This window comes from Mediterraneibacter gnavus ATCC 29149, from assembly GCF_008121495.1.
GTDB classification, from domain to species: domain Bacteria; phylum Bacillota; class Clostridia; order Lachnospirales; family Lachnospiraceae; genus Mediterraneibacter; species Mediterraneibacter gnavus.
The window spans coordinates 850593-870068 of sequence record NZ_CP043051.1; the positions used below are offsets into that span (position 1 = coordinate 850593).

Below are 19476 nucleotides of genomic sequence, written 5' to 3' on the forward strand. Positions count from 1 at the left end.
AATCTTATGCCAAATGTGAATTTTTTTCCAAAATGGGCTTTTGAACGGCCACTGCCAAAACCTTTTGATTGTTATTCCGGACGTGATGCTATTTTTAAGGGCATTTCTTCCAAATACTGCATTCAGCCAAGAAAGCAAGCCACTCTGCATTCTGCTACTTTGCAGGCAGTTTTTACTTATATGGATTTGGAAAATCCACCTGCTGGAAAAACAGAGGAAGAACTCGGAGCCATTGGAAGCCAGGCAAACAATTTTACAATCGCAGAATATCCAAGCCGTACTGAGTTGTTGCATGTAGTGGTCTACAACCGTATGACTGGGAAATTTATAGCTGGAAAGTATGAAAAACCTTTGGATCTGGACAGTAAACCAGAGCCATATCAGTTTAAAAAAGATGATGATTCCGGAAGTGCTCTTTATTTTGCTTTAATGCCTACGTTTCTTTCTGATGACGAATTCAATGAAAAATATCAGGAATTAAAGCAACACCGTGATGACGGTTTTCCTGACCTGCCCAAAGCTGCAGAAACGGCTGCGGTTCTTTGTGATAACGTGTACCGCAGGATCCGTTATGGTGATTCCCTTCCTATCGGGAACATCAAAGTTGACACTCCTGCAAATGGCGTGCTCCAAAGACTTACACCACTGAATATCCAAAAAGGTGTTTATGCACCAACGGAAATTATCCAGGGTACCTTTCAGGTATTAAAAGGTGGACATCACTATACTGCTTCCGCCGTTTCAATTCCCAAAGAAGATTTTGTCGATAAATACATCCTGTCCAATTCTCGGACATTAACTCCCCAAGAAGAATCAACCGTTCCTATTCTCGAAGATTGGTATGTAATCCCAAAAGAAATCCAAAGAATATGCGAACATGCTAAATTAACAACTGACAGCAAGCAGCCTATGCGGAATTTTATGCTCCGTGGGCCTGCTGGAACGGGAAAGACCGAAGGTGCCAAAGCCATTGCTGCAGGACTTCACCTTCCTTACCGATGCATCACCTGCTCGGCAAATACAGAAATTTTTGACCTTCTTGGACAGATTTTACCTGATGTAGATGAAAAACAGCTTTCTTTGGTAGGGGAACTGCCCTCTTTTCAAGACATTACCCTAGATCCGGCTACTGCCTATGAAAAATTAACGGGTACTTATGATGAAAAAGTATCAGAAAATACAGTTTATGAAGAATTGATCCATCATATATCTGAGGAAATGAAACAGAAACAAGCTGCTACCTCCAGCAGCCAACAGTTCCGCTATGTGGATACACCACTGGTTGAAGCCATCCGAAACGGCTATCTGGTAGAAATACAGGAGCCTACGGTGATTGCCAATCCTGGTGTACTGGTAGGGCTTAATTCCCTGTTGGACCGTTGTAACAGTGTATTTCTGCCAAACGGGGAAGTCATCCATCGGCATCCGGATACTACCATTGTAGTCACAACTAATCATGACTATGCCGGCTGTCGTCCCATGAACCAGTCTGTCATTTCAAGGATGAATATGGTCATAGATATGGATGAACCGGATGAAGAGACCATGGTAGAGCGTGTTCTTGCTATTACCGGATGTTCCGATAAAAAATCAGTACGTACCATGACACAGATTGTACGTTCCATCGCACAGTATTGTCAGGATAACCTGATAACAGATGGCTGCTGTGGAGTCCGGGAATTAATTGCCTGGGTTCAGTCTTTTATGGTATGTGGCGATATACAGGAAGCTGCTCATTATACCATTTTATCTTCCGTCACTGCCGATTCTGAAAGCCGTATCGAAATTGAAGGTTCTTGCTTGGATACAGTTCTTGCATCATAACACACTATTGAGGAACACCTTTTATACCGAAGCCGAACTACGCAAAACTCTGGCAGAAAATCTCGTTTATTTAAGAAAATCCAAGCAGACGAAACTCTCTCAGAAAGCCGTAGCAAGACTTCTACATCTACCGGAAAAAACAATTATGAACTATGAAAATGGGCATACGCTTCCATCTGCTTACGCCGTCTTTCGGTTAGCCCAGTATTACGGCTGTACAATGGAAGATCTCCTAACCCAAAATATGAAAAAGAAAGAAGGGTGAAGAAATTGAATAACACTCAAAAAGCTTTAAAAAGAATGATCCGGGATACGGAGTCAAAAATCACTGATGAAGAACTCTTTCTTTCATCGGCTTTCCAAAAATACCAAACATCTCTGGCGAAAGCGGCTACTGGCCGTTCTCGCTATGGACTTCAGGTACTTATGGAATGGGACAGTTCTGAAAATGCAGACATCGCTTATACAGATAATTATAGAATTCACTGTAACGCTGCAAACCCGATAACCCAAAGCTTTCCTTCCCGATTTCTACGTTCACAAAGCCTGACAGGATTGACCGGACATGAAATCGGACATCTGCGTTACTCTGATTTTGCATCACTACAGCTTTATCTGACCAATATGGAAAATGGTTCCTTCTATCCAGAAGCACCAGACAATCTTCCTTCTGGATACAAGGCAAATCTGCAGGACATCTTAGATGCCATGGAAGAAAAAGATAACGCAACGTGTCTGACGCTATCCCGCTGTGCTGCACAGTTTAATAATATACTGGAGGACATCTACATTGAAGCCCGGATGTGTGAAGAATATCCCGGAACTTTTAAGCAGGGAATACAGATCAATAATCTGCGGATGTCTGAATTGATTCCTTCTATACAGGAACAAATTGATTGTGGCTATCAGCCGTTTTCCATCATGAGTAATTTAATTTTGTCCTATTGCCGGACTGGTAATCTAAATAACCGCACGAATTATTCCGGAGAATACACGGACACACTCTCAGACTGCATGGATTATATTGACGATGCCTTAATTGCCACACAGGGGAAAGAACGCTTCCGTGCTTCCAACTATCTTTTAGTACTTTGCTGGAACTATATTCAGCCTATGGTAGAGCAAACCAGAGAGTCTTTAAAAAAGCAGGATAGTACCCAAGTTGGCGATGCTCTGGACGATCTGCTGCGGAAAGAATCAGGTAGCGGATCTCCTCTTCCAACTGGTAAAAACGGAGGAATCCCCAAAAACATTCCAGGTCCTACAGAAAAATCAAAAACTCCTATAACCTGTGACTTATCTGGTCTTGATCCAAATTACAGGCAAGATGCGATTAACCAGGCAGAAAAAGTACTGCAGGAAGAAGGGGGTAGAATTGAATTTGCTAAAACTATAGCAATATTAGATGGAAATAATCCAGGAATCACATACGCATCACAGTATGCCGGTTCCGGTTATGAAAATGCAGCGAATGATCTTGCACGCATCCTAAATGATGTTGCTACGGAAAAAGCCCAAAATGATTATGAACAGGAATTAACAGAAGACTTGCAAAAATCGGCGGATGAAATACATTACGGAAATGCCCATGCAGGCATCCATGTAACAATCCACCGCATCAATCCCGTTTCCGACTTTTTTATCAAATCTTATCAAACAGTTGCTTCCCCTCTTTTGCGGACCTCCAAAAGGCTGCAAAGTTCCATTCTTCCTTTATTAAAAGAAGAGGCAGAAGGCGGGAAACAAAAAAACCTGTTATTTGGTAAAAGGCTGGATATGCGGGCTTTACACCGAAAGGACGGCGGTATCTTTACCAGAACCAGGCTTCCGGATGAAGAACAAAAACTTTCCGTGGGACTTTTGGTTGATGAAAGTGGTTCTATGGGCTGGGGAGATCGTATTACCCATGCCCGGAAAACTGCAATCGTGCTGTATGATTTCTGTACGAGCCTGGGAATTCCTATTACCATTTATGGGCATTCTACAGATTCCAAGGGTGTTGCTTTGTATTCCTATGCTGAATTTGATTCTCTGGATGCCTCTGACCGTTACCGGCTGATGGATATGTCTGCCCGTAATGGCAACCGGGATGGAGCTGCACTTCGTTATGTTGCGGAACACCTGGCAAAGCGTCCGGAATCACAAAAACTCCTCATCATAATCTCTGACGGACAGCCCGCAGATTGTGGGTACAGTGGTACGGAAGCAGAAGCAGATCTTCGTGGTATCAAGAATGAATATCGTAAACGTGGCATTGTGATCTTTGCTGCAGCAATTGGTGATGACAAAGAAAACATCCGCAGAATTTATCAGGATGGTTTTTTAGATATTACCAAATTAGAAGATTTACCCAAAAATATGACACAGCTTGTAAAACAATATTTGAAATAGAAAGAAGGAAAACATACATGAGTGAAAATTATCAAAACTCAATTACAGATCAGATATGCAAAGTACAGACCAGTAAAAAATTAATTGCACTGTATGACCGCCTCCGCTACACAAGTTATAACAGCTATGCACAGCTTCATGCAAAAGGAGAATTTGAAGAAAATGGTCATAAAGTTCACTCCCTTATTGGAATCTCCATACAGGATTACTCTAGTGGTACCGGTGATAAAAATATTATCACCCGTTTTCATCTGGCACCCGAACAAATTCAATTTCTGCTGTCCAGAGTTACCGCTGGCTTTCCTGAATTTGAATGGTCACAAAGTAAAATATTTGGTGTGCCGGATGGCAATGGCTATTCTACTGCACAACAGTTTTTTATTTCCCGCCACGTATATAACAACCAGCAGGAAATACTGACCAGTCCATGGAGAATTCAAATTAATAACGGAAAAGGTATCAAGAAAAAGAATCATAACGGCGGCACTTATATGCAGGCTCAAAGTTTTATCTCTGAAAAAAGTGCTTTTATACAATTGACAGATATGGATTTTTATATGCTGTTAAAACGTGCTGATTCCTATATCGTAAATTGGGAAGCCTATGTTGCATCCTTCCTGATTCAAAACGGCAAACAACAGCTTAAAAAGCAACAGGAAGCAAGAATGGCACAAAATATACAGCCACAGCCAGATGAAATGACTTCCTATATGCAGGGACAGCCACAAGAGCAATATCTGAATGGTATGTATGTCGCTTAAAGAATTTCAACAAAGAAGCAGCCGAAAAGACTGCTTCTTTTTATAAAGGAAAGGGGATCTCTATGGATTATGCTACAACACTAAATATTGACCAACAAGGGCGGATCATTATTCCTGCCAAAGTAAGAAAAGCCCTACAGCTTCATACAGGCGATGTATTGATGTTGGAAGCTGACACACGCAACATCTGTCTTCGTAAATGCGACTCCCATATCCCTATGGATATCCGGTTAGACAGTTTTCTGGATATTTTACATAGCAATGTCCCTTGCCGGATTCTGTTATGTAATCATTCCAAAATCATTGCTTCCAAGAATTATCATACAGCACTTAATATGCCTGTAACAGAAAGTATTCAAAGGCTTCTGCAACAGGGAAAGATGAAATTATTCTCTGAAAAGGAACGCATATACCCTACTATGACAGGAAAATATCCCATATCAGCCTTTTTCCCTATTTCTAAAAAAGACGAATTGGGGGAAGCCCTGGGACTTTTACTATGTGCAAAAAATCAACAGCCTTTCAGCGAAATGGATTTAGGCTGTGCCAAAATGACTGCAGCGGCGATTTCCCGCTACATCCAACAAAATTATGAAAGGAAGGTGACATAAAATGAATGACTTACTGCTGCAACGGGCAGCACAACTATTGGAAGCTGAATTTGGTCCCCAATGGCGTACTGTCGCTGACATGCTTGGAACGGAAGGATTGCGAAAACGTGTAGGAAAGGAACTGACTTCTTTCATGGCATACCCAGAACGGGGAGAAGGCGGTAACAGCCAGTGGCGTGGTAACTGCTCCCCCGAAGTGGTTGCAGCGCTTCTACGCTATTGCCTGGACGATATGCGATATTACGGAAAAGATACCAGCACCTTTACCCTCTTAGATCCTATGAGTGGCTCCGGAACTTCAAAGGCGGCTGCTGACCGTTATCAGGTACGTTCCCTGCTCTATGATCTAAATCCGGCACCTGCTTATGGAAAAGGTAACTGGAATGCTCTAAAAGATGAAGTGGAGGATTCCGCTGATCTCATCTTTTTCCATCCACCTTACCATAATATGATCCAGTATTCCGGAAATATCTGGGGAAACCCTCACCCGGACGACCTATCCCGCTGTGAAAACTATTCGGATTTTCTAGAAAAATTAAATCACTGCATCCGGAAATTTTTCCTGGCACTTCGGAAAGGTGGCAGGCTTGCCATACTGGTAGGCGATATGCGGCTCCATGGTAAGTTCTATAGTATGCAGCATGATTTAATGCGGATGGGTGATTTTGAATCCTTTCTGGTAAAGGGCCAGTTTAATTGTGTTTCTGACAATCGGACGTACAAAAAGCCTTTCATTCCCATTGTGACAGAATATGCTCTGTTGCTGAAAAAAGCAGATTCTTTCATTATCCCCTTCAGCATCCGGCAAGAAGGTGTGTTTTCTGTACAAAATACAGATATTCTTGCACTAACTTGGCATCATCTAATCCGGATGACAATGGAGAGTATTGGAGGAAGAGGGGCTTTAAAAGACCTGTACGCTTTATTAAAGGAACACCCAAAAGCGAAAAAGAATCCGCATTATCAGGAACGTATCCGTGCCACCTTATATGAACACCCAGACGAATATATCCCTGTATCGAAAGGATATTTTCGTTTGAGTTACCCTGTTACATAAAAACGAGCCATGAAAAACAGATTCTCTATGGCGATACAAAAGGAGTGTGAACACTATGACAAATCGAAAGCACCATGTAAAAGATAAACAAATAACAACACTCTCTGGATGGTTTCATTCTCCGCTACGTGTTGGGGAACGTGCTATTATTTCTGGGGTCAATGGTTTCTCTATTCTGACATCTCCTATCCTAACGATTTTGGAAGTATCTAAGGACAGTGTCATTTTTGAAACAGAAAATACCATTTACCATCTGGTTCTTATACCAGAAACCGTATCGGAAGTGATGTGTGCTTGAATAACATATATGAACTAGGAAGCAGCCTTTGTGAATTGCTCTCCACTTTAAAGAAAAACCGGGAATACGTTCCACTTGAAATTTTACGGACACAGTATCGGGTTCCTTATGAAACCCTAAAAAAGCAAATTGGTGATACAGCGACAGCTTTTGTAAAAGAAATTACATTATCAAAGCTTATGATAAATCCAGATGTATCTCTGGAACAGCAGATTTCTGTTATCCAACAGACCATTACAACATCCGGGATGCTCAAAGAAATGAGCTATACCTTATCAAAACTGTATGATGTGGAACTACTGCACAGGCAGGCATTAAAATTAAGGACATATATTGAAGATGCTCTATATCCATATATTGCCCTTCAGGATTGCCTTGTGGTTGATATGGAACGTATAGAGGATACGCCAATTATCTACAATACCATTACCCAAATGGTTTATGAGAATGGGCAATGGAGTAAACAGGATTTGGATCTGAACGGGAAACTATTACTCTATGTAAAATCCAGTTCTCCTATGCCTGCAACAACAGAACAAATAAACAATGGATTCTAAATTCAAAAATTATTATGTCAAGAAGGGAAACTTTTGTGGGTTTCCCTTTTTACGAAAATAATTTCAGTTGTTCATATTCTGCTGTCCGATTCAACGGTATGGGCTTCTTAGCAAGAATAATTTCTACCGCTGCATCCTCCATAATCCAATCTTCCAGTTCTTGTCGTTCCAAAAGCAATGGCATCCGTTCATGCACCGGTGCTACGGAAGCATTTGCCTGTGTAGTCAGAATAACAAAACGATTTTGGCCATTATAGATTTGATAACACCCTGCCATAAATAATGTGGCATCCTGCTTTGGACTTTGAAAAGTATATTTATCTTTGTTTTTACTCCATTCGTAAAAGTGACGGGCGGGAATCACACATCTTCGATGTAGCACACTTTCTCGAAAGGTCTTCTTGTCTAGTATCGCCTCTGCCCTTGCATTGATAAGCAGTCCCTTTCCCTGGAATCCCGGAAAGCCCCACTGCATCTGCCTTGCAGCCACTTCCCTACACTCCTTTGTAAGTACAACTGCAGATTCAGACGGATGGATGTCCTGCCCATGCTCTATCTTTAAACGCTGGTCCAGTTTCTTTACAATCTTCTCAATCTCCTGTGAAGTTTCATCATCCACATAATATCTTCCGCACATTTTCTGTCCTCCTTCATTCATATTTTACTTCATCCTGGGTATCTTATACAACCAGTTTCCATGCACAATCCTCCGGACAAAAGAGGAGCACAAAATTGATTTGTTTTCCCAAAAGTACCGCCTGACATCTATACTTCCAGTTCACAATCCCCGCATACCACTGTTTTTCTACAGTCAGAACCTGGATATGATTGATCTGGATAATCTCTTCATCCTCCCCTTTTACCTTCAACATCAATGGCAAAGATTTTCCGGTAGCTGTGAACCAGCACTGGACTGCCACCTCATGATAGGTTCCGGATAAAGGCTCCTGCTCTGTATGCTCTGTATTTATTCCGATTCCAAATGCCACCGTTTCTTCCCCCTTCCCGCTATTCTGTCTTTAATTTCTCATAGTCCACAGAACGTTTTTCCCGTGAAATGCCACCACTCATGTGATCAATACACCCACCTAAAAAAGCTGCACGTATTACCGAATCATTCCCATACCGTTTTCTAATCTGATCTATCGTTTCATCCATTTTTTCCAGCTTCTCATAATCATTCGTATCAAATAGATCCAATTGCCTCATATTCACCTGATCCTTGATGCGGCTGGTATGGATTCCCAGATGCCGGATGGGTGTCCCATCCCAGAGCTGGTCAAATAACTGGCAGGCACACTGATGAATCTCTTTCGTAATATTGGTTGCATTCTGAAGCGTCATCTGGTGACTGGCATAACTGAGATCATAGTTCTTGATCCCTACTGCAATCACTTCTGCCCTAGCTCCTGCTCCACGAAGTCTGCTTCCTACTGTCTCTGCCAAAGCCAACAGCACCAATTTTGCTGTAGATGCATCTGTCACATCAAAAGGAATCGTTGTGGAATTACCATATCCCTTATTGGCAGGTGGGGCAGACTGGACTGCAGATACATCAATCCCATTTGCAAATCCCCAGATTACTTCCCCATGTTTCTTTAACTGTTGTTTTAAGTAGCCAGGATCGCTCTTTGCCAAATCTCCTATTGTTCGGATTCCCAACTTGAAAAGTGTCTTTGTTGTTGCCCGTCCTACAAAAAACAAGTCGCTTACCGGTAATGGCCACATCTTATTCCGTATCTCAGACTTCCATAATGTGTGCACTCTGTCTGGCTTCTGAAAATCACTTGCCATCTTAGCTAACAGTTTATTCTCTGAAATACCGATATTCACTGTAAATCCAAGCCGTTCCTTAATCTGTCTCCGCATCTTCTCCGCTACTTCCACTGGCGTCCCCCAAAGCAATTCCGTTCCAGTCATATCTACAAACGCCTCATCTATCGAGTATTGTTCCACTACGGGAGAATACTCTTGCAAAATTCCCATAAAAGCTTTGGAACACCTCTCATACAATCCATAATTTGGAGGCACTAAAATAAGATTGGGACATTTCTGTTTTGCTTCCAAGATTGATTCACCTGTCTGTATCCGATATTTCTTTGCTGGAATGGATTTTGCCAAAATGATTCCATGACGCATCGCCATATCCCCTCCTACCGCCGACACCTGTTCTCTTAAATCGCCTTTCCATCCCAAATGATGCAGCCGATATACCGCTTCCCAGGACAAAAAGGCAGAATTTACATCTATATGAAAAATCACTTTTCCCAAACTCACGTTCCCCTCCTTTACATCTCATTATACAGAACATACGTTCTGAAATCAAGAGATAATATTTTCCATATCCATGCTTCCTCTATATATAGTAATTCTCCTCTCAGACTAAACGATATATAGTGTTTTTATATTGACACATACTACATATAGTGTTACACTTACTATGTAATTATTATTTGTGTCATCCGGAAAGGATATACGCACGCAGTTTAGGTTTGTAAAAGTGTCAGAAGTATACCACGCTACCAGCAGGGACTTCTGGCTTTTTTTATTTTGCAGGAAACTGCACGCATTAGAGAATGAACATCCGTGTCATTCTCTTTTTTTATGCCTAAACGCAAAGAAAGGAGGAAGAAAAACCGGAACAAATAAGAATTACAACTATACCATAGAAAAGGAGACAAGAATAAAATGAACCATCCCAATGAATTATCAAACGTGGAAAAAATCAAACAACTGGTGGACTATCTGAATTTACAGCGTAACGCTTATTATAATGAGAACAGTCCGAATATCAGTGATGCGGAATATGACCGAATCTTCGATGAATTAGTGGAATTAGAAAAGCAGACAGGCTTTATCTTATCCAATTCACCGACACAAACCGTAGGCTATACTCCCATCAGTGAACTTCCCAAAGTAAAGCATCCAGTCCCTTTGCTCTCTTTAGATAAGACAAAGCAGGTACAGGACTTGATAAGCTTTGCCGGTAAGCAGCCGGTTCTGTTTATGCTGAAGTTGGACGGATTAACGACTAAATTGGTCTACGAAAATGGAACACTTGTAGAGGCTTCTACGCGTGGCGACGGAGAAATTGGGGAACTTATCACCCATAACATCCCTGCATACGTTGATGTCCCTCTTTCAATTCCATATAAAGGCCGGCTAGTGATTGTTGGAGAATCCTTCATCCCAACCCATGACTTTGAGCGTTTAAAAGAAACTCTCCGAGATGGAAAAGGAGAACCTTACAAAAATGGGCGAAATCTGGCTTCTGGCTCTGTGCGAAGTCTTGATCCGGCAAATTGTGCAGGACGCTGTCTGCACTTTATGCCTTTTAATGTTCTGGAAGGTCTGGACTCTCCATTTCTCTTTCCAGACAGCAGAGCTATGAAAATTTCCAGCCTGTTTGACTATGGTTTTCAGCCTTGTCCTTATATTGCTGCAAACCATCCCTTAACCTCGGAACTTGTAAATCAGTATATTGAAAGGCTGACTGATCTGGCAGGCAAAAAACATCTGCCTATTGACGGAATTGTAATGATTTTCGACAGTCTGGACTATTCCAAAAACTGCGGGCGTACCGGACATCATTATAAAGATGGACTGGCTTTTAAGTTTGAAGACGAAACTTACGAAACCACTCTTCGCAATATAGAATGGACACCCACCCGTTTCGGAGAAATTGCACCTGTGGGAGTTTTTGACCCTGTGGAAATTGACGGATGCTCTGTTTCCAGAGCAACCCTTCACAATCTGACCTTTATCAAAGAATTAGAATTGGTGCCAGGTTGTAGAATTTCTGTATCAAAACGTAATATGATCATTCCTCATATTGAAGAAAATCTGGAACGTGGTCATTACGTAGATGCAGTTCCTCCTGTATGTCCATGCTGTGGTTCTCAGACTCGTATCTATCAAAGAAAAGGAAATGATGGGCGTCTCATTGAAACGGTGCATTGTGACAATCCCAACTGTGATAGCCAGATCCGAAAACGCTTTACACATTTCGTTGGAAAAAAAGCAATGAACATCGAGGGACTCTCCGAAACTACCTTGGAAAAATTCCTGACTTTGGGTTATCTCCAGACATTTCCGGATATTTACCATCTAAATGAACATCAGGAAGAAATCTTACAGTTGGAAGGTTTCGGTAAAAAATCCTTTGAAAGATTATGGAATTCCATTACTTCCAGCCGGAATACTACCTTTGTTCGATTCCTGGTTTCCATGGACATTCCTATGGTCGGACGAACCAAAAGCAGGATTTTGGATACAGTATTCCACGGCAGTCTACAGGAATTTTTTGACGCTGCCTCTGGTGACTATGATTTCACCCAGTTAGATGACTTTGGTGATACTCTGAATCAGAATATCCATGACTGGTTTTCTGATGAAAACAATTTAATTCTCTGGCACGAACTCCAAAAAGAACTTATATTTGAAGAAAGAAAGGAAATGAATACTATGATGAAAGAAAATGTATTTACAGGATGTACTATCGTTGCAACAGGAAAACTTGCTCATTTTACAAGGGATGAAATCAACTCGAAGATTTTAGAGCTTGGAGCAAAAGCCGGCAGTTCTGTCACAAAAAAGACAGATTATCTAATTTGTGGGGAAAAAGCCGGCAGTAAATTAGCAAAAGCCCAGTCTCTCGGCATTAAGATTTTATCTGAAGATGAGTTTCTTGAAATGATTGCGTAAGGAGAAATCTATGAGTATCATTACATCCGTTTTTCATATCTATGGATTTCTTATTACAGAAGAGGCTGCTAATCTTATCCTTCGATATACAGAGGAAGTTTTTCCTGATTTATACAAAGAGTTCTCTGATCCAGAATCACTCTTAGCCTTTCAGGAATATCTTTGTGAGAAACTTGATGGCTGTCGTTATGGCACTGCTGAGTCTATGACGGTATGGAGGATCAAAGATCAGGAAGAACTGGACTTAAATCCAGGAGAAGAATTTTATATCATTGAACTTAAAAATTCTTCCCACTTATTTTCACAGGCGTATTCTTCTTATACGGAAGTTATCCAAGAAATTCAAGAAACGTTTGGTGAATTACTTCCTCCCGATTTTCCATTAGATGATTTTCTTGTGGAAATCATGGGCGAAGTTTGGGGATAGTGAAATGGGGTGACGCCCCATTTCAAACATCTTTTGCAACTTTACATTTATAATTATTTTACCGTTGGAAAGCACCTTCTTTTTTGATATAATGAAAGCAAATGGAGGGATAACGTATATGAGTATTCAATCAGATATAGAGATGCTATCAATTGAAGCACTGGAATATTATGCTAAAAAGCACCAAATATCAGAAGACGATGCCTTTAATATTTTCTACAAACATCAAGTATTTGAAAAAATACTGGTACAACACGAAACGTTGCACCAATTAGATATTCATGATACTTTTCAATACGTAGAAGATATTATAGAAGAAGATACGCCCACGCTTGTTCTTTTCCATGGCTCCAATATTGCATTTGATAAAATCGATTTGAACAAATCACATAACCGTCGTGATTTTGGTCGTGGATTTTATTGCACAGTTCTCGAACAGCAGGCAAATGAATGGGCGAACCGCCTGTACTTGCGTACTCATACTGGCGGCAAATATGTGTATCGGTATATCTTCCAGCAATCCGAGGAACTAAAAATCAAACATTTTGCCACCTTGGACAAGGAATGGTTGGAGTTTGTCAAACTCAACCGTACTGTCGGCGATATCCAGCATCACTATGATGTTGTAATTGGGCCTGTTGCGGATGATAATACCATGGAAACTGTACAACTTTATTTGTCCGGTATCTTGAGCGTGGATGAAGCGGTTACAAGGCTTCGGTATAATAAGGTTAATAATCAGGTTTCCTTTCACACCCCACTTGCTCTTGAACATCTGGTATTGGAATCTCGAAAGGATGTGTAAAACATGGAAGGTAAATATTTTTTTAACGGAAAAGATATTTCAATGAATCTGTATATTCAAATCCGGGATGTTATCGATATTATTATGGAAAAGAGTAATCTTTCCTTTCCGGATGCCATGGGCAAATTTTATCATTCAAAAACTTACAAGGCCCTACAAAATACAGAAAATACTCTTTGGGCGGAATCTGCCGGCTATATTGCAGACCGCTATTACGAAGAACAAGAAGAAGCACAAATAAACAAATAACAAACAAAAAAATATGTTTAAGAAGGAACTGCTTACCATAAGCGGTTCCTTTTTTGTATAAGAAAGAAGGGATTACATGTATATTAATACCTATTCGAATCATTACCAGCAAACAATTGACCACTTTCATGGAGCATACGCTTTTCTTAGTAACTTCTATCCTTCCCGGATATATTACCGGGGCTACTGGTATGCAAATAATGAGGCTGCTTTCCAGGCACAAAAGACCATTTCCCCTAAAGAACAGCTTCAATTTACCAAATTAAGGAATCCAAAAGATGCAAAAAAACTGGGAAGAGAAGTGCAGCTCCGTTCAGACTGGGAAAGTGTAAAGCTTATGTACATGTATGAAATTTGTATGTGCAAATTCATGCAGAATCCTACCCTATGTAAAGCATTACTTGCTACTGGGAATTGTCACCTTGTTGAAGGAAACAACTGGGGAGATTATTTTTGGGGTTCTGTAAATGGTCATGGCGAAAATCATCTGGGCAAAATTCTTATGGATATACGTGCAAAGCTTCAATTTGAATGTTAAAACATAATTTATCCAATTTTGCACTGTATGAACTGCAAATATTTTGCTATAATGAAAGATAGATTTTAAAGAAAGGATTTGTGCTTATGTATCTGAAGCGTTTTGTCTATGACCGTCTTCTGGATTGGAAAAATGAAGGAGGTCATAGTACCCTGGAAGTCGGTGGAGCCCGTCAGGTTGGAAAAACCTACCTGATACAGAAATTCGCTGACGAAAACTACAAACACAAAATTTATATTAACCTGTTTGAATTAAGCGGCAAACAGTTTATGGAATGTTATAAACAGGCAACCGACTGGACACCTGGAACAAAACGGCGGGAGCATCCTCTCCACGATGCCTTCCAGTTATATGAACCGGACTTTATTGATTCTGAAGATACCGTCATCATTATTGACGAAATCCAGGAGTCTTCCGAAATTTATAACCGTATCCGGGAGTTTACACGTCACTTTAAAGCCCATTTCATCATCACAGGAAGCTACCTTGGACGGATTTATGATCCAGAATTCCGTTATTCCAGCGGTGATGTCACAAAGCTTACTATCTACACACTTTCTTTTGAAGAATTTTTGATGGCCTATGACCAAAGCCTATATGACGATTATAAAAAAATACCTCTCCATTCATCTAAAGCCGAGGTCTATGATCACTTAAAAGAAACCTATGAGCTGTACTGCCAAATTGGTGGCTATCCCAAAGTAGTAGAAAACTATTTGGAGAACCAAAGCATCGTAAAAGCACAAGGCGAACTTGTAAAAATCATTGATACCTTTACCAATGAATCCATTCGCTATTTTACGGATATTTTGGATACCAAAGTGTTTACCCATATTTTCTTTTCCATCTGCCGTATTTTAAACCGTGAAAAGAAAGGATTTTCAGAAGACAGCATCAGCGAAGAATTGCAAAAACTGGTAACCAAAGACTACTCCAGCAATATTTCAAAGGCTACCTGCAACCGTGCCATTAGCTGGCTGTACTTTTCCGGAATCATCGGATTCTGTGCCAAAATAACAGAAATGGATATTCTGGATTTTAAGTCCGCAAGCCGCTGCTACTTCATGGATATGGGACTGGCAAACTATTATCTGACACGTACCGGTACCGATTCCCGTGTACTTGCAGGCACATTAAATGAAAATTATGTCTATATCAATCTGAAGAAACGCCAGGATTTTCCACAGGAAATTTCCTTTGAAACCCCTGCTTTTGCTACCTACCGTGGCGGAGAAATTGACTTTGTGGCACAAAGCCTATCTTCTTCCACCCGATATTTGATAGAAGTGAAAGCTGGAAAAGGTACTGCTTCTACTGCCCAGAAAGCTCTGGCTCAAGGAAAAGCAGATAAGCTTCTTTATTTAAAGGGAGCAACCAAAGGTGGTATAGACGGTAAAACAGAAACATTGCCTATTTATTTACTGGAGCAATACAAATTTAATTAAATTTATGTTTACGAAGAGACTGCTTTTCAAGTGGTCTCTTTTTTATTTAGAAGGAGAATGATTATGAATTCAATAAAAGAACTAAAAGAACAATTAGGATACACAGAACTCGGTCCCGATGATACATTTACATTCCACTGTACCCAATGCGGAAAGTGCTGCATCCACCGGGAGGATATTCTCTTGTCCCCGAAAGATTTGTTTAACATAGCAAAAAAATTTCAGATTACACCAGAGAATGCCTTGGAACAATATTGTGAGACTTACATTGGATGTAACTCCCGTTCCCCCGTAGTACGCCTAAAACCACAAGGAAGTGTCAAACGCTGCCCGCTATTAAAAAACCAGAAATGTTTGGTACACGATGTAAAGCCGACAGTCTGTGCCATGTTTCCGATTGGCCGTTATCTCCCCCTTTCTGCTGATGATGATTTTCCGGAAAATCCGGAAAAAATGTCCGTTGGATACATCTTTAATAATCCGGAATGCGGAGACGGATCAGAAATGCATACAGTTCGAGAATGGTTTCATGATTTCAACATTCCATTAAAAGATGACTATTTCTTTACCTGGACTAAAACACAGGCAACACTCCGCAAGCATTTACGCTTTCTGGAGGAGCACCTATCGGAAAAGACCATGATTTCAATATGGAATGCTATTTTGATAACTCTGTATCTGAACTATGATATTACAGAAAATTTTCAAACACAATTTCAGAAAAACTCAGATGCAATCCTATCCTTAATTGAAACACTAAGAAATGTTGACATCCCTATGCCTAAGAAAGCATAAACAACTACAAATACTTCGAGCCGCCCAGTTTTGGACGGCTCTTTTTATGTCCATATAACGCCCTTTACATTCTGGCAACCATGACCCTTACGACTCTCACAGCAGCAATTACCGTGCTGTGATTTTCTGCATAAATGTGCCCCCATAGATCACAAATCGCTTTTACATAAAGCGGATATTCCTTCACACCTGCCTTTCCACGAAATGCAATACTACTGAAAGCTACAGTATGCGTTTCTTCCTACATGAGCAATTCTTCCTTCATCCAACAATTTATTCACCCCATATTTTTCACCACCTTATCGTAGCGTTTCGGCAATAATCGCAATTTACTGCCGAAATGCTACCTTTATTTACCATCTACATAATCAGCTCCAATAACATCCTATAAATTTTTCTTATCTAACACGTTCTTTATAATGGGATTATCCTTGGAACTTGTACTCCTGCTGAAATTCCCCTCTCTATCTTTCTCCTATAATTCCGAAAGCTATGGATATGAAACCCAAGAATTCCCCATGCACATGAAAGTTTGCGAACATAGTACTCTTTTGATTTTGTAAATATTTTTCCTTGCTTCCTATATAATAATTTCATAATCCGCAACGACTGAGCCGAAATCTTAGGGAACGTTCCATTAAGTTTTTTGTACAAATCTCCTCTTTTGGTTTCTTCCAAAATAATAGTTTTTCCATGCATACAGGACCATTCTATACATGGAATATCTGCACTTCTTATCCCTGTTTCCATTGCAATTCTCAAAAATAAGGAAGTTTCAAAATCCTTTTTATATAGGAATTGATCTGCTATCATCTTGTAATGATCAACAAAATAAATTTCTCCTATCTTTCTTTGTAGTTCTGCCAAAGATATGCTATTCAGCCATTCCAGTTTTCCTCTGTATTTTTCAACAAATATCATCCCCTGCTCAGCTTCAAAAGATTGCCTCAAATCACGGATAGCCTCTGGCCAACATTTTCTTTGTCCAGGTAACAATAAACATACCATTTTCTGTAAAAATTTTTCTTCACTATCCGGATTCCACTGTATTAAACGCTTTAGTTCTTCATAGGCTTGATTTACTTTATATTCCATTGTACTATTTCTCATCTTCAGATTCTCCTTCGTATGGCTCTAAAATCTTTGAAGCCCTCTCCACAAACATCCTGTCTGCCCCTGAAATCTCATATTCTTTCCAAAGTGTCTTATGTATCTGTTCCTCTGTTAAATCCCTACACTTTTCTTGCAGCATACGGACAAATGGATATATCATAGTCGCATGAATATTTTTCCCGGACCGTACCATATCTCCTTCCATTTGATATGCTTCCTGTAAGCATTCCAGTATAATGCGAACATCCGTAACACTTTCTCTCATTGCGCTTCCCCTCATCAGGCTTATCCTCCTATTTACATACGTACTCTCAGTCCATCTAATCTCGACACGTTCAGTCCAACCAGATACCAGTCATCTCCCATTTCAATTCGGACCGGAACCCAAACATCTTTCACCTTTACATCGAAACATTCTCCGCAATGTAGTCCTCCATAAAAAGATTCCAAATCAAAACGTATATCATACCTCCCTGTTTCAGTATCATAAAACAATGTTCCTTCTCTGTGTTCACTCATAACATCTGCCTCCTTAAATTTTTCTTTTACTTAGTAATTACCTCATACCTATACAGATTGAAGAAATTCCGGAAAATTTTCATAAAAGTTTTTCCGATACCGATAATAGGTAGAAGAAGTTAACCCCAACTCCCGCTGCAGTTGTGTTGGTGTTACCTTCTTTTGTACCACCCTCATAAATTCCTGGTTAAACTTTTCCTGTTCTATAGCCCGTGGTCTTCCTACTTCATCCCATTCACCCCGAAGCCTTTTTGCCTCCATACCTTCCTTTTGTCGCTTCTCCTTTTTCTCCATCTCTGCCTGTGCCATGGATGCATAGAGTTCAATCATCATATTATTGATTGTTTCTATCATCATCTTTGCCAGATTATTTTCCATCTGAGACAGGTCAAACAACGTGGTAGGAAGTTCCAATACCATTACCCGAACCCCTTTTTCTTCTAAAAAACGTAGCTGCTTTAAAATCTCCTGCTTGTTCCTGCCAAGTCTGTCCAGCTCTGTAATAATCAGGGTATCCCCTACCCGTAAAACATCTTCCACAAGAACGGTATAACGTGGTCTGTCAAAATTTTTACCGGTTATCTTATCTGTAAAAATACTTTCCAGTTTAATTTTCTGATTTTCACAGAACCTCTTTATTTCTATAATACCTCGGTCCAAGTGTTGTTCCTTAGTACTGATTCTGTGATACCCATAATATGCCATACGTATCCCCCTTAATACATTCCCAAAAAGTCTTAAAATATTTTGGCATATCTCAAAACCTTCTTATATACTTTTGGGAAATAAAAAAATAGCCTATTACATCTCCCATCAAAAAGCATACTTTTTGGGAGGTGACTTTCACTACTTCTGTACGCAAGATGGCATAAAAAAGCAACAAAAAAAGACAGAGGTTTTAAAAAATTTCCTCTGTCTTCAGATCAACTATTCTGGAAAGATGTCCATCTTTTTTCCTTCAAACTTATATCCTACACCTCTCACTGTTTTAATATAGCGGCATCGCTTTAGCTCCGGTTCAATTTTCTTTCTCATACTGGATACCAGACAGTACACAATATTATCAATGCTTTCCGGTAGCTCCTCGTTATAAAGAATCTCAAAAATTTTTTCTTTAGTAAATATCACACCTGGTCTCCCTGACAAAAGCATAAACAATTCATATTCTGCTTTCGTTAAGACGATCTCCGTCTGCCCTCTATAAATCTTATGATAATCCGGATAAATCCTAAAATCGGAATTTTCTTCATCCTCTCCCAGAATGCTTTTTATATTTTCCGCCACAAATTCTTTGTATCCCAATACAGTTGAAATAGTTACTTTCCCCAAGCTACACTTCCCTTCTGTTTTCTCTTATTTGGAAATCTCATGACACAAATTCC

General features: G+C 40.1%; 23 protein-coding genes. 15 read left to right on the top strand and 8 right to left on the bottom strand.

Features of this window, described 5'->3' with window-relative positions; translation table 11 throughout:
- Positions 1-6 precede the first annotated feature (6 nt).
- The 8 genes from FXV78_RS04135 to FXV78_RS04170 all read left to right on the top strand — a co-directional run bounded on the left by FXV78_RS04135 (position 7) and on the right by FXV78_RS04170 (position 7499).
- Positions 7-1824 carry an AAA family ATPase gene (locus FXV78_RS04135; RefSeq protein ID WP_004223737.1) on the top strand — a complete coding sequence of 606 codons (1818 nt, stop codon included), beginning with the start codon at positions 7-9 and terminating at the stop codon, positions 1822-1824.
- Positions 1712-2089 carry a helix-turn-helix domain-containing protein gene (locus FXV78_RS04140; RefSeq protein ID WP_233447351.1) on the top strand — a complete coding sequence of 126 codons (378 nt, stop codon included), beginning with the start codon at positions 1712-1714 and terminating at the stop codon, positions 2087-2089. Before FXV78_RS04135 ends, FXV78_RS04140 begins: the two co-directional genes overlap by 113 nt.
- Positions 2086-4215, top strand: a complete 2130-nt coding sequence (locus tag FXV78_RS04145; protein ID WP_004223739.1) for a vWA domain-containing protein — start codon at positions 2086-2088, stop codon at positions 4213-4215. Before FXV78_RS04140 ends, FXV78_RS04145 begins: the two co-directional genes overlap by 4 nt.
- Positions 4216-4232: 17 nt before the next feature.
- Positions 4233-4976, top strand: coding sequence for a hypothetical protein (locus tag FXV78_RS04150; RefSeq protein ID WP_004223740.1), 744 nt, complete (start codon positions 4233-4235; stop codon positions 4974-4976).
- Positions 4977-5038: 62 nt separating this feature from the next.
- A complete protein-coding gene (locus tag FXV78_RS04155) occupies positions 5039-5587 on the top strand; it encodes an AbrB/MazE/SpoVT family DNA-binding domain-containing protein (protein WP_004223741.1) in 549 nt (182 codons plus the stop codon).
- A gap of 1 nt (position 5588) precedes the next feature.
- A complete protein-coding gene (locus FXV78_RS04160) occupies positions 5589-6644 on the top strand; it encodes a TRM11 family methyltransferase (RefSeq protein ID WP_004223742.1) in 1056 nt (351 codons plus the stop codon).
- A 55-nt stretch (positions 6645-6699) separates the two neighbouring features.
- Positions 6700-6942: a hypothetical protein gene (locus tag FXV78_RS04165; RefSeq protein WP_004223743.1), complete on the top strand. Its 243-nt coding sequence runs from the start codon at positions 6700-6702 to the stop codon at positions 6940-6942.
- Positions 6933-7499, top strand: coding sequence for a hypothetical protein (locus FXV78_RS04170; RefSeq protein WP_233447352.1), 567 nt, complete (start codon positions 6933-6935; stop codon positions 7497-7499). Before FXV78_RS04165 ends, FXV78_RS04170 begins: the two co-directional genes overlap by 10 nt.
- A gap of 49 nt (positions 7500-7548) precedes the next feature.
- On the opposite strand, the gene FXV78_RS04175 is transcribed toward FXV78_RS04170, so the two are convergent.
- Genes FXV78_RS04175 through FXV78_RS04185 form a run of 3 tightly spaced genes read right to left on the bottom strand, consistent with a single transcriptional unit; the run spans position 7549 to position 9776 of the window.
- Positions 7549-8136 carry an SOS response-associated peptidase gene (locus FXV78_RS04175; RefSeq protein WP_039959616.1) on the bottom strand — a complete coding sequence of 196 codons (588 nt, stop codon included), beginning with the start codon at positions 8134-8136 and terminating at the stop codon, positions 7549-7551.
- Positions 8137-8179: 43 nt separating this feature from the next.
- Positions 8180-8488, bottom strand: coding sequence for a hypothetical protein (locus FXV78_RS04180; protein WP_004223751.1), 309 nt, complete (start codon positions 8486-8488; stop codon positions 8180-8182).
- Positions 8489-8507: 19 nt separating this feature from the next.
- A complete protein-coding gene (locus FXV78_RS04185) occupies positions 8508-9776 on the bottom strand; it encodes a Y-family DNA polymerase (RefSeq protein ID WP_004223756.1) in 1269 nt (422 codons plus the stop codon).
- Positions 9777-10187: 411 nt separating this feature from the next.
- Between FXV78_RS04185 and ligA the strand changes: the two genes are divergently transcribed.
- The 7 genes from ligA (at position 10188) to FXV78_RS04225 (ending at position 16462) form a co-directional block, all read left to right on the top strand.
- Positions 10188-12203: an NAD-dependent DNA ligase LigA gene (ligA, locus tag FXV78_RS04195; protein WP_004223761.1), complete on the top strand. Its 2016-nt coding sequence runs from the start codon at positions 10188-10190 to the stop codon at positions 12201-12203.
- 10 nt (positions 12204-12213) lie between these two features.
- Positions 12214-12630 (top strand): hypothetical protein, encoded by a 417-nt coding sequence (locus tag FXV78_RS04200; protein ID WP_004223763.1) that lies wholly within the window; start codon positions 12214-12216, stop codon positions 12628-12630.
- Positions 12631-12748: 118 nt separating this feature from the next.
- On the top strand, positions 12749-13435 hold the full coding sequence (locus tag FXV78_RS04205; RefSeq protein ID WP_015526830.1) for a DUF3990 domain-containing protein: 687 nt from the start codon (positions 12749-12751) through the stop codon (positions 13433-13435).
- A 3-nt stretch (positions 13436-13438) separates the two neighbouring features.
- Positions 13439-13684, top strand: coding sequence for a hypothetical protein (locus FXV78_RS04210; RefSeq protein WP_004223767.1), 246 nt, complete (start codon positions 13439-13441; stop codon positions 13682-13684).
- Between the two features lie 76 nt (positions 13685-13760).
- The gene (locus FXV78_RS04215) at positions 13761-14222 is read left to right on the top strand and encodes an NADAR family protein (protein WP_004223769.1); all 462 of its coding nucleotides are present in this window, start codon (positions 13761-13763) and stop codon (positions 14220-14222) included.
- A gap of 86 nt (positions 14223-14308) precedes the next feature.
- Complete coding sequence (locus FXV78_RS04220) at positions 14309-15667, top strand: ATP-binding protein (RefSeq protein WP_004842198.1); 1359 nt, start codon at positions 14309-14311, stop codon at positions 15665-15667.
- Positions 15668-15730: 63 nt separating this feature from the next.
- Positions 15731-16462 carry a YkgJ family cysteine cluster protein gene (locus FXV78_RS04225; RefSeq protein ID WP_039959572.1) on the top strand — a complete coding sequence of 244 codons (732 nt, stop codon included), beginning with the start codon at positions 15731-15733 and terminating at the stop codon, positions 16460-16462.
- Between the two features lie 414 nt (positions 16463-16876).
- On the opposite strand, the gene FXV78_RS04230 is transcribed toward FXV78_RS04225, so the two are convergent.
- The 5 genes from FXV78_RS04230 to FXV78_RS04250 all read right to left on the bottom strand — a co-directional run bounded on the left by FXV78_RS04230 (position 16877) and on the right by FXV78_RS04250 (position 19423).
- Positions 16877-17572 (bottom strand): hypothetical protein, encoded by a 696-nt coding sequence (locus tag FXV78_RS04230; RefSeq protein ID WP_004842193.1) that lies wholly within the window; start codon positions 17570-17572, stop codon positions 16877-16879.
- Positions 17562-17855, bottom strand: a complete 294-nt coding sequence (locus FXV78_RS04235; RefSeq protein ID WP_004842192.1) for a hypothetical protein — start codon at positions 17853-17855, stop codon at positions 17562-17564. The genes FXV78_RS04230 and FXV78_RS04235 overlap by 11 nt, the downstream gene beginning before the upstream one ends.
- Before the next feature lie 17 nt (positions 17856-17872).
- Complete coding sequence (locus tag FXV78_RS04240) at positions 17873-18094, bottom strand: DUF5348 domain-containing protein (RefSeq protein WP_004842190.1); 222 nt, start codon at positions 18092-18094, stop codon at positions 17873-17875.
- A gap of 48 nt (positions 18095-18142) precedes the next feature.
- Positions 18143-18799 carry a recombinase family protein gene (locus FXV78_RS04245; protein WP_004842188.1) on the bottom strand — a complete coding sequence of 219 codons (657 nt, stop codon included), beginning with the start codon at positions 18797-18799 and terminating at the stop codon, positions 18143-18145.
- 222 nt (positions 18800-19021) lie between these two features.
- Entirely contained in the window at positions 19022-19423 is a 402-nt protein-coding gene (locus FXV78_RS04250) for a winged helix-turn-helix domain-containing protein (RefSeq protein WP_004842187.1), read from the bottom strand.
- Positions 19424-19476 lie beyond the last annotated feature (53 nt).

Excerpts from the sequence above, each read along its gene's own strand:
- FXV78_RS04135 (WP_004223737.1), top strand. The coding sequence starts at position 7 with ATGCCAAATGTGAATTTTTTTCCAAAATGGGCTTTTGAACGGCCACTG.
- FXV78_RS04150 (WP_004223740.1), top strand. The coding sequence starts at position 4,233 with ATGAGTGAAAATTATCAAAACTCAATTACAGATCAGATATGCAAAGTA.
- FXV78_RS04155 (WP_004223741.1), top strand. The coding sequence starts at position 5,039 with ATGGATTATGCTACAACACTAAATATTGACCAACAAGGGCGGATCATT.
- FXV78_RS04160 (WP_004223742.1), top strand. The coding sequence starts at position 5,589 with ATGAATGACTTACTGCTGCAACGGGCAGCACAACTATTGGAAGCTGAA.
- FXV78_RS04165 (WP_004223743.1), top strand. The coding sequence starts at position 6,700 with ATGACAAATCGAAAGCACCATGTAAAAGATAAACAAATAACAACACTC.
- FXV78_RS04175 (WP_039959616.1), bottom strand. The coding sequence starts at position 8,136 with ATGTGCGGAAGATATTATGTGGATGATGAAACTTCACAGGAGATTGAG.
- ligA (WP_004223761.1), top strand. The coding sequence starts at position 10,188 with ATGAACCATCCCAATGAATTATCAAACGTGGAAAAAATCAAACAACTG.
- FXV78_RS04200 (WP_004223763.1), top strand. The coding sequence starts at position 12,214 with ATGAGTATCATTACATCCGTTTTTCATATCTATGGATTTCTTATTACA.
- FXV78_RS04205 (WP_015526830.1), top strand. The coding sequence starts at position 12,749 with ATGAGTATTCAATCAGATATAGAGATGCTATCAATTGAAGCACTGGAA.
- FXV78_RS04210 (WP_004223767.1), top strand. The coding sequence starts at position 13,439 with ATGGAAGGTAAATATTTTTTTAACGGAAAAGATATTTCAATGAATCTG.
- FXV78_RS04215 (WP_004223769.1), top strand. The coding sequence starts at position 13,761 with ATGTATATTAATACCTATTCGAATCATTACCAGCAAACAATTGACCAC.
- FXV78_RS04220 (WP_004842198.1), top strand. The coding sequence starts at position 14,309 with ATGTATCTGAAGCGTTTTGTCTATGACCGTCTTCTGGATTGGAAAAAT.
- FXV78_RS04225 (WP_039959572.1), top strand. The coding sequence starts at position 15,731 with ATGAATTCAATAAAAGAACTAAAAGAACAATTAGGATACACAGAACTC.
- FXV78_RS04230 (WP_004842193.1), bottom strand. The coding sequence starts at position 17,572 with ATGAGAAATAGTACAATGGAATATAAAGTAAATCAAGCCTATGAAGAA.
- FXV78_RS04235 (WP_004842192.1), bottom strand. The coding sequence starts at position 17,855 with ATGAGGGGAAGCGCAATGAGAGAAAGTGTTACGGATGTTCGCATTATA.
- FXV78_RS04240 (WP_004842190.1), bottom strand. The coding sequence starts at position 18,094 with ATGAGTGAACACAGAGAAGGAACATTGTTTTATGATACTGAAACAGGG.
- FXV78_RS04245 (WP_004842188.1), bottom strand. The coding sequence starts at position 18,799 with ATGGCATATTATGGGTATCACAGAATCAGTACTAAGGAACAACACTTG.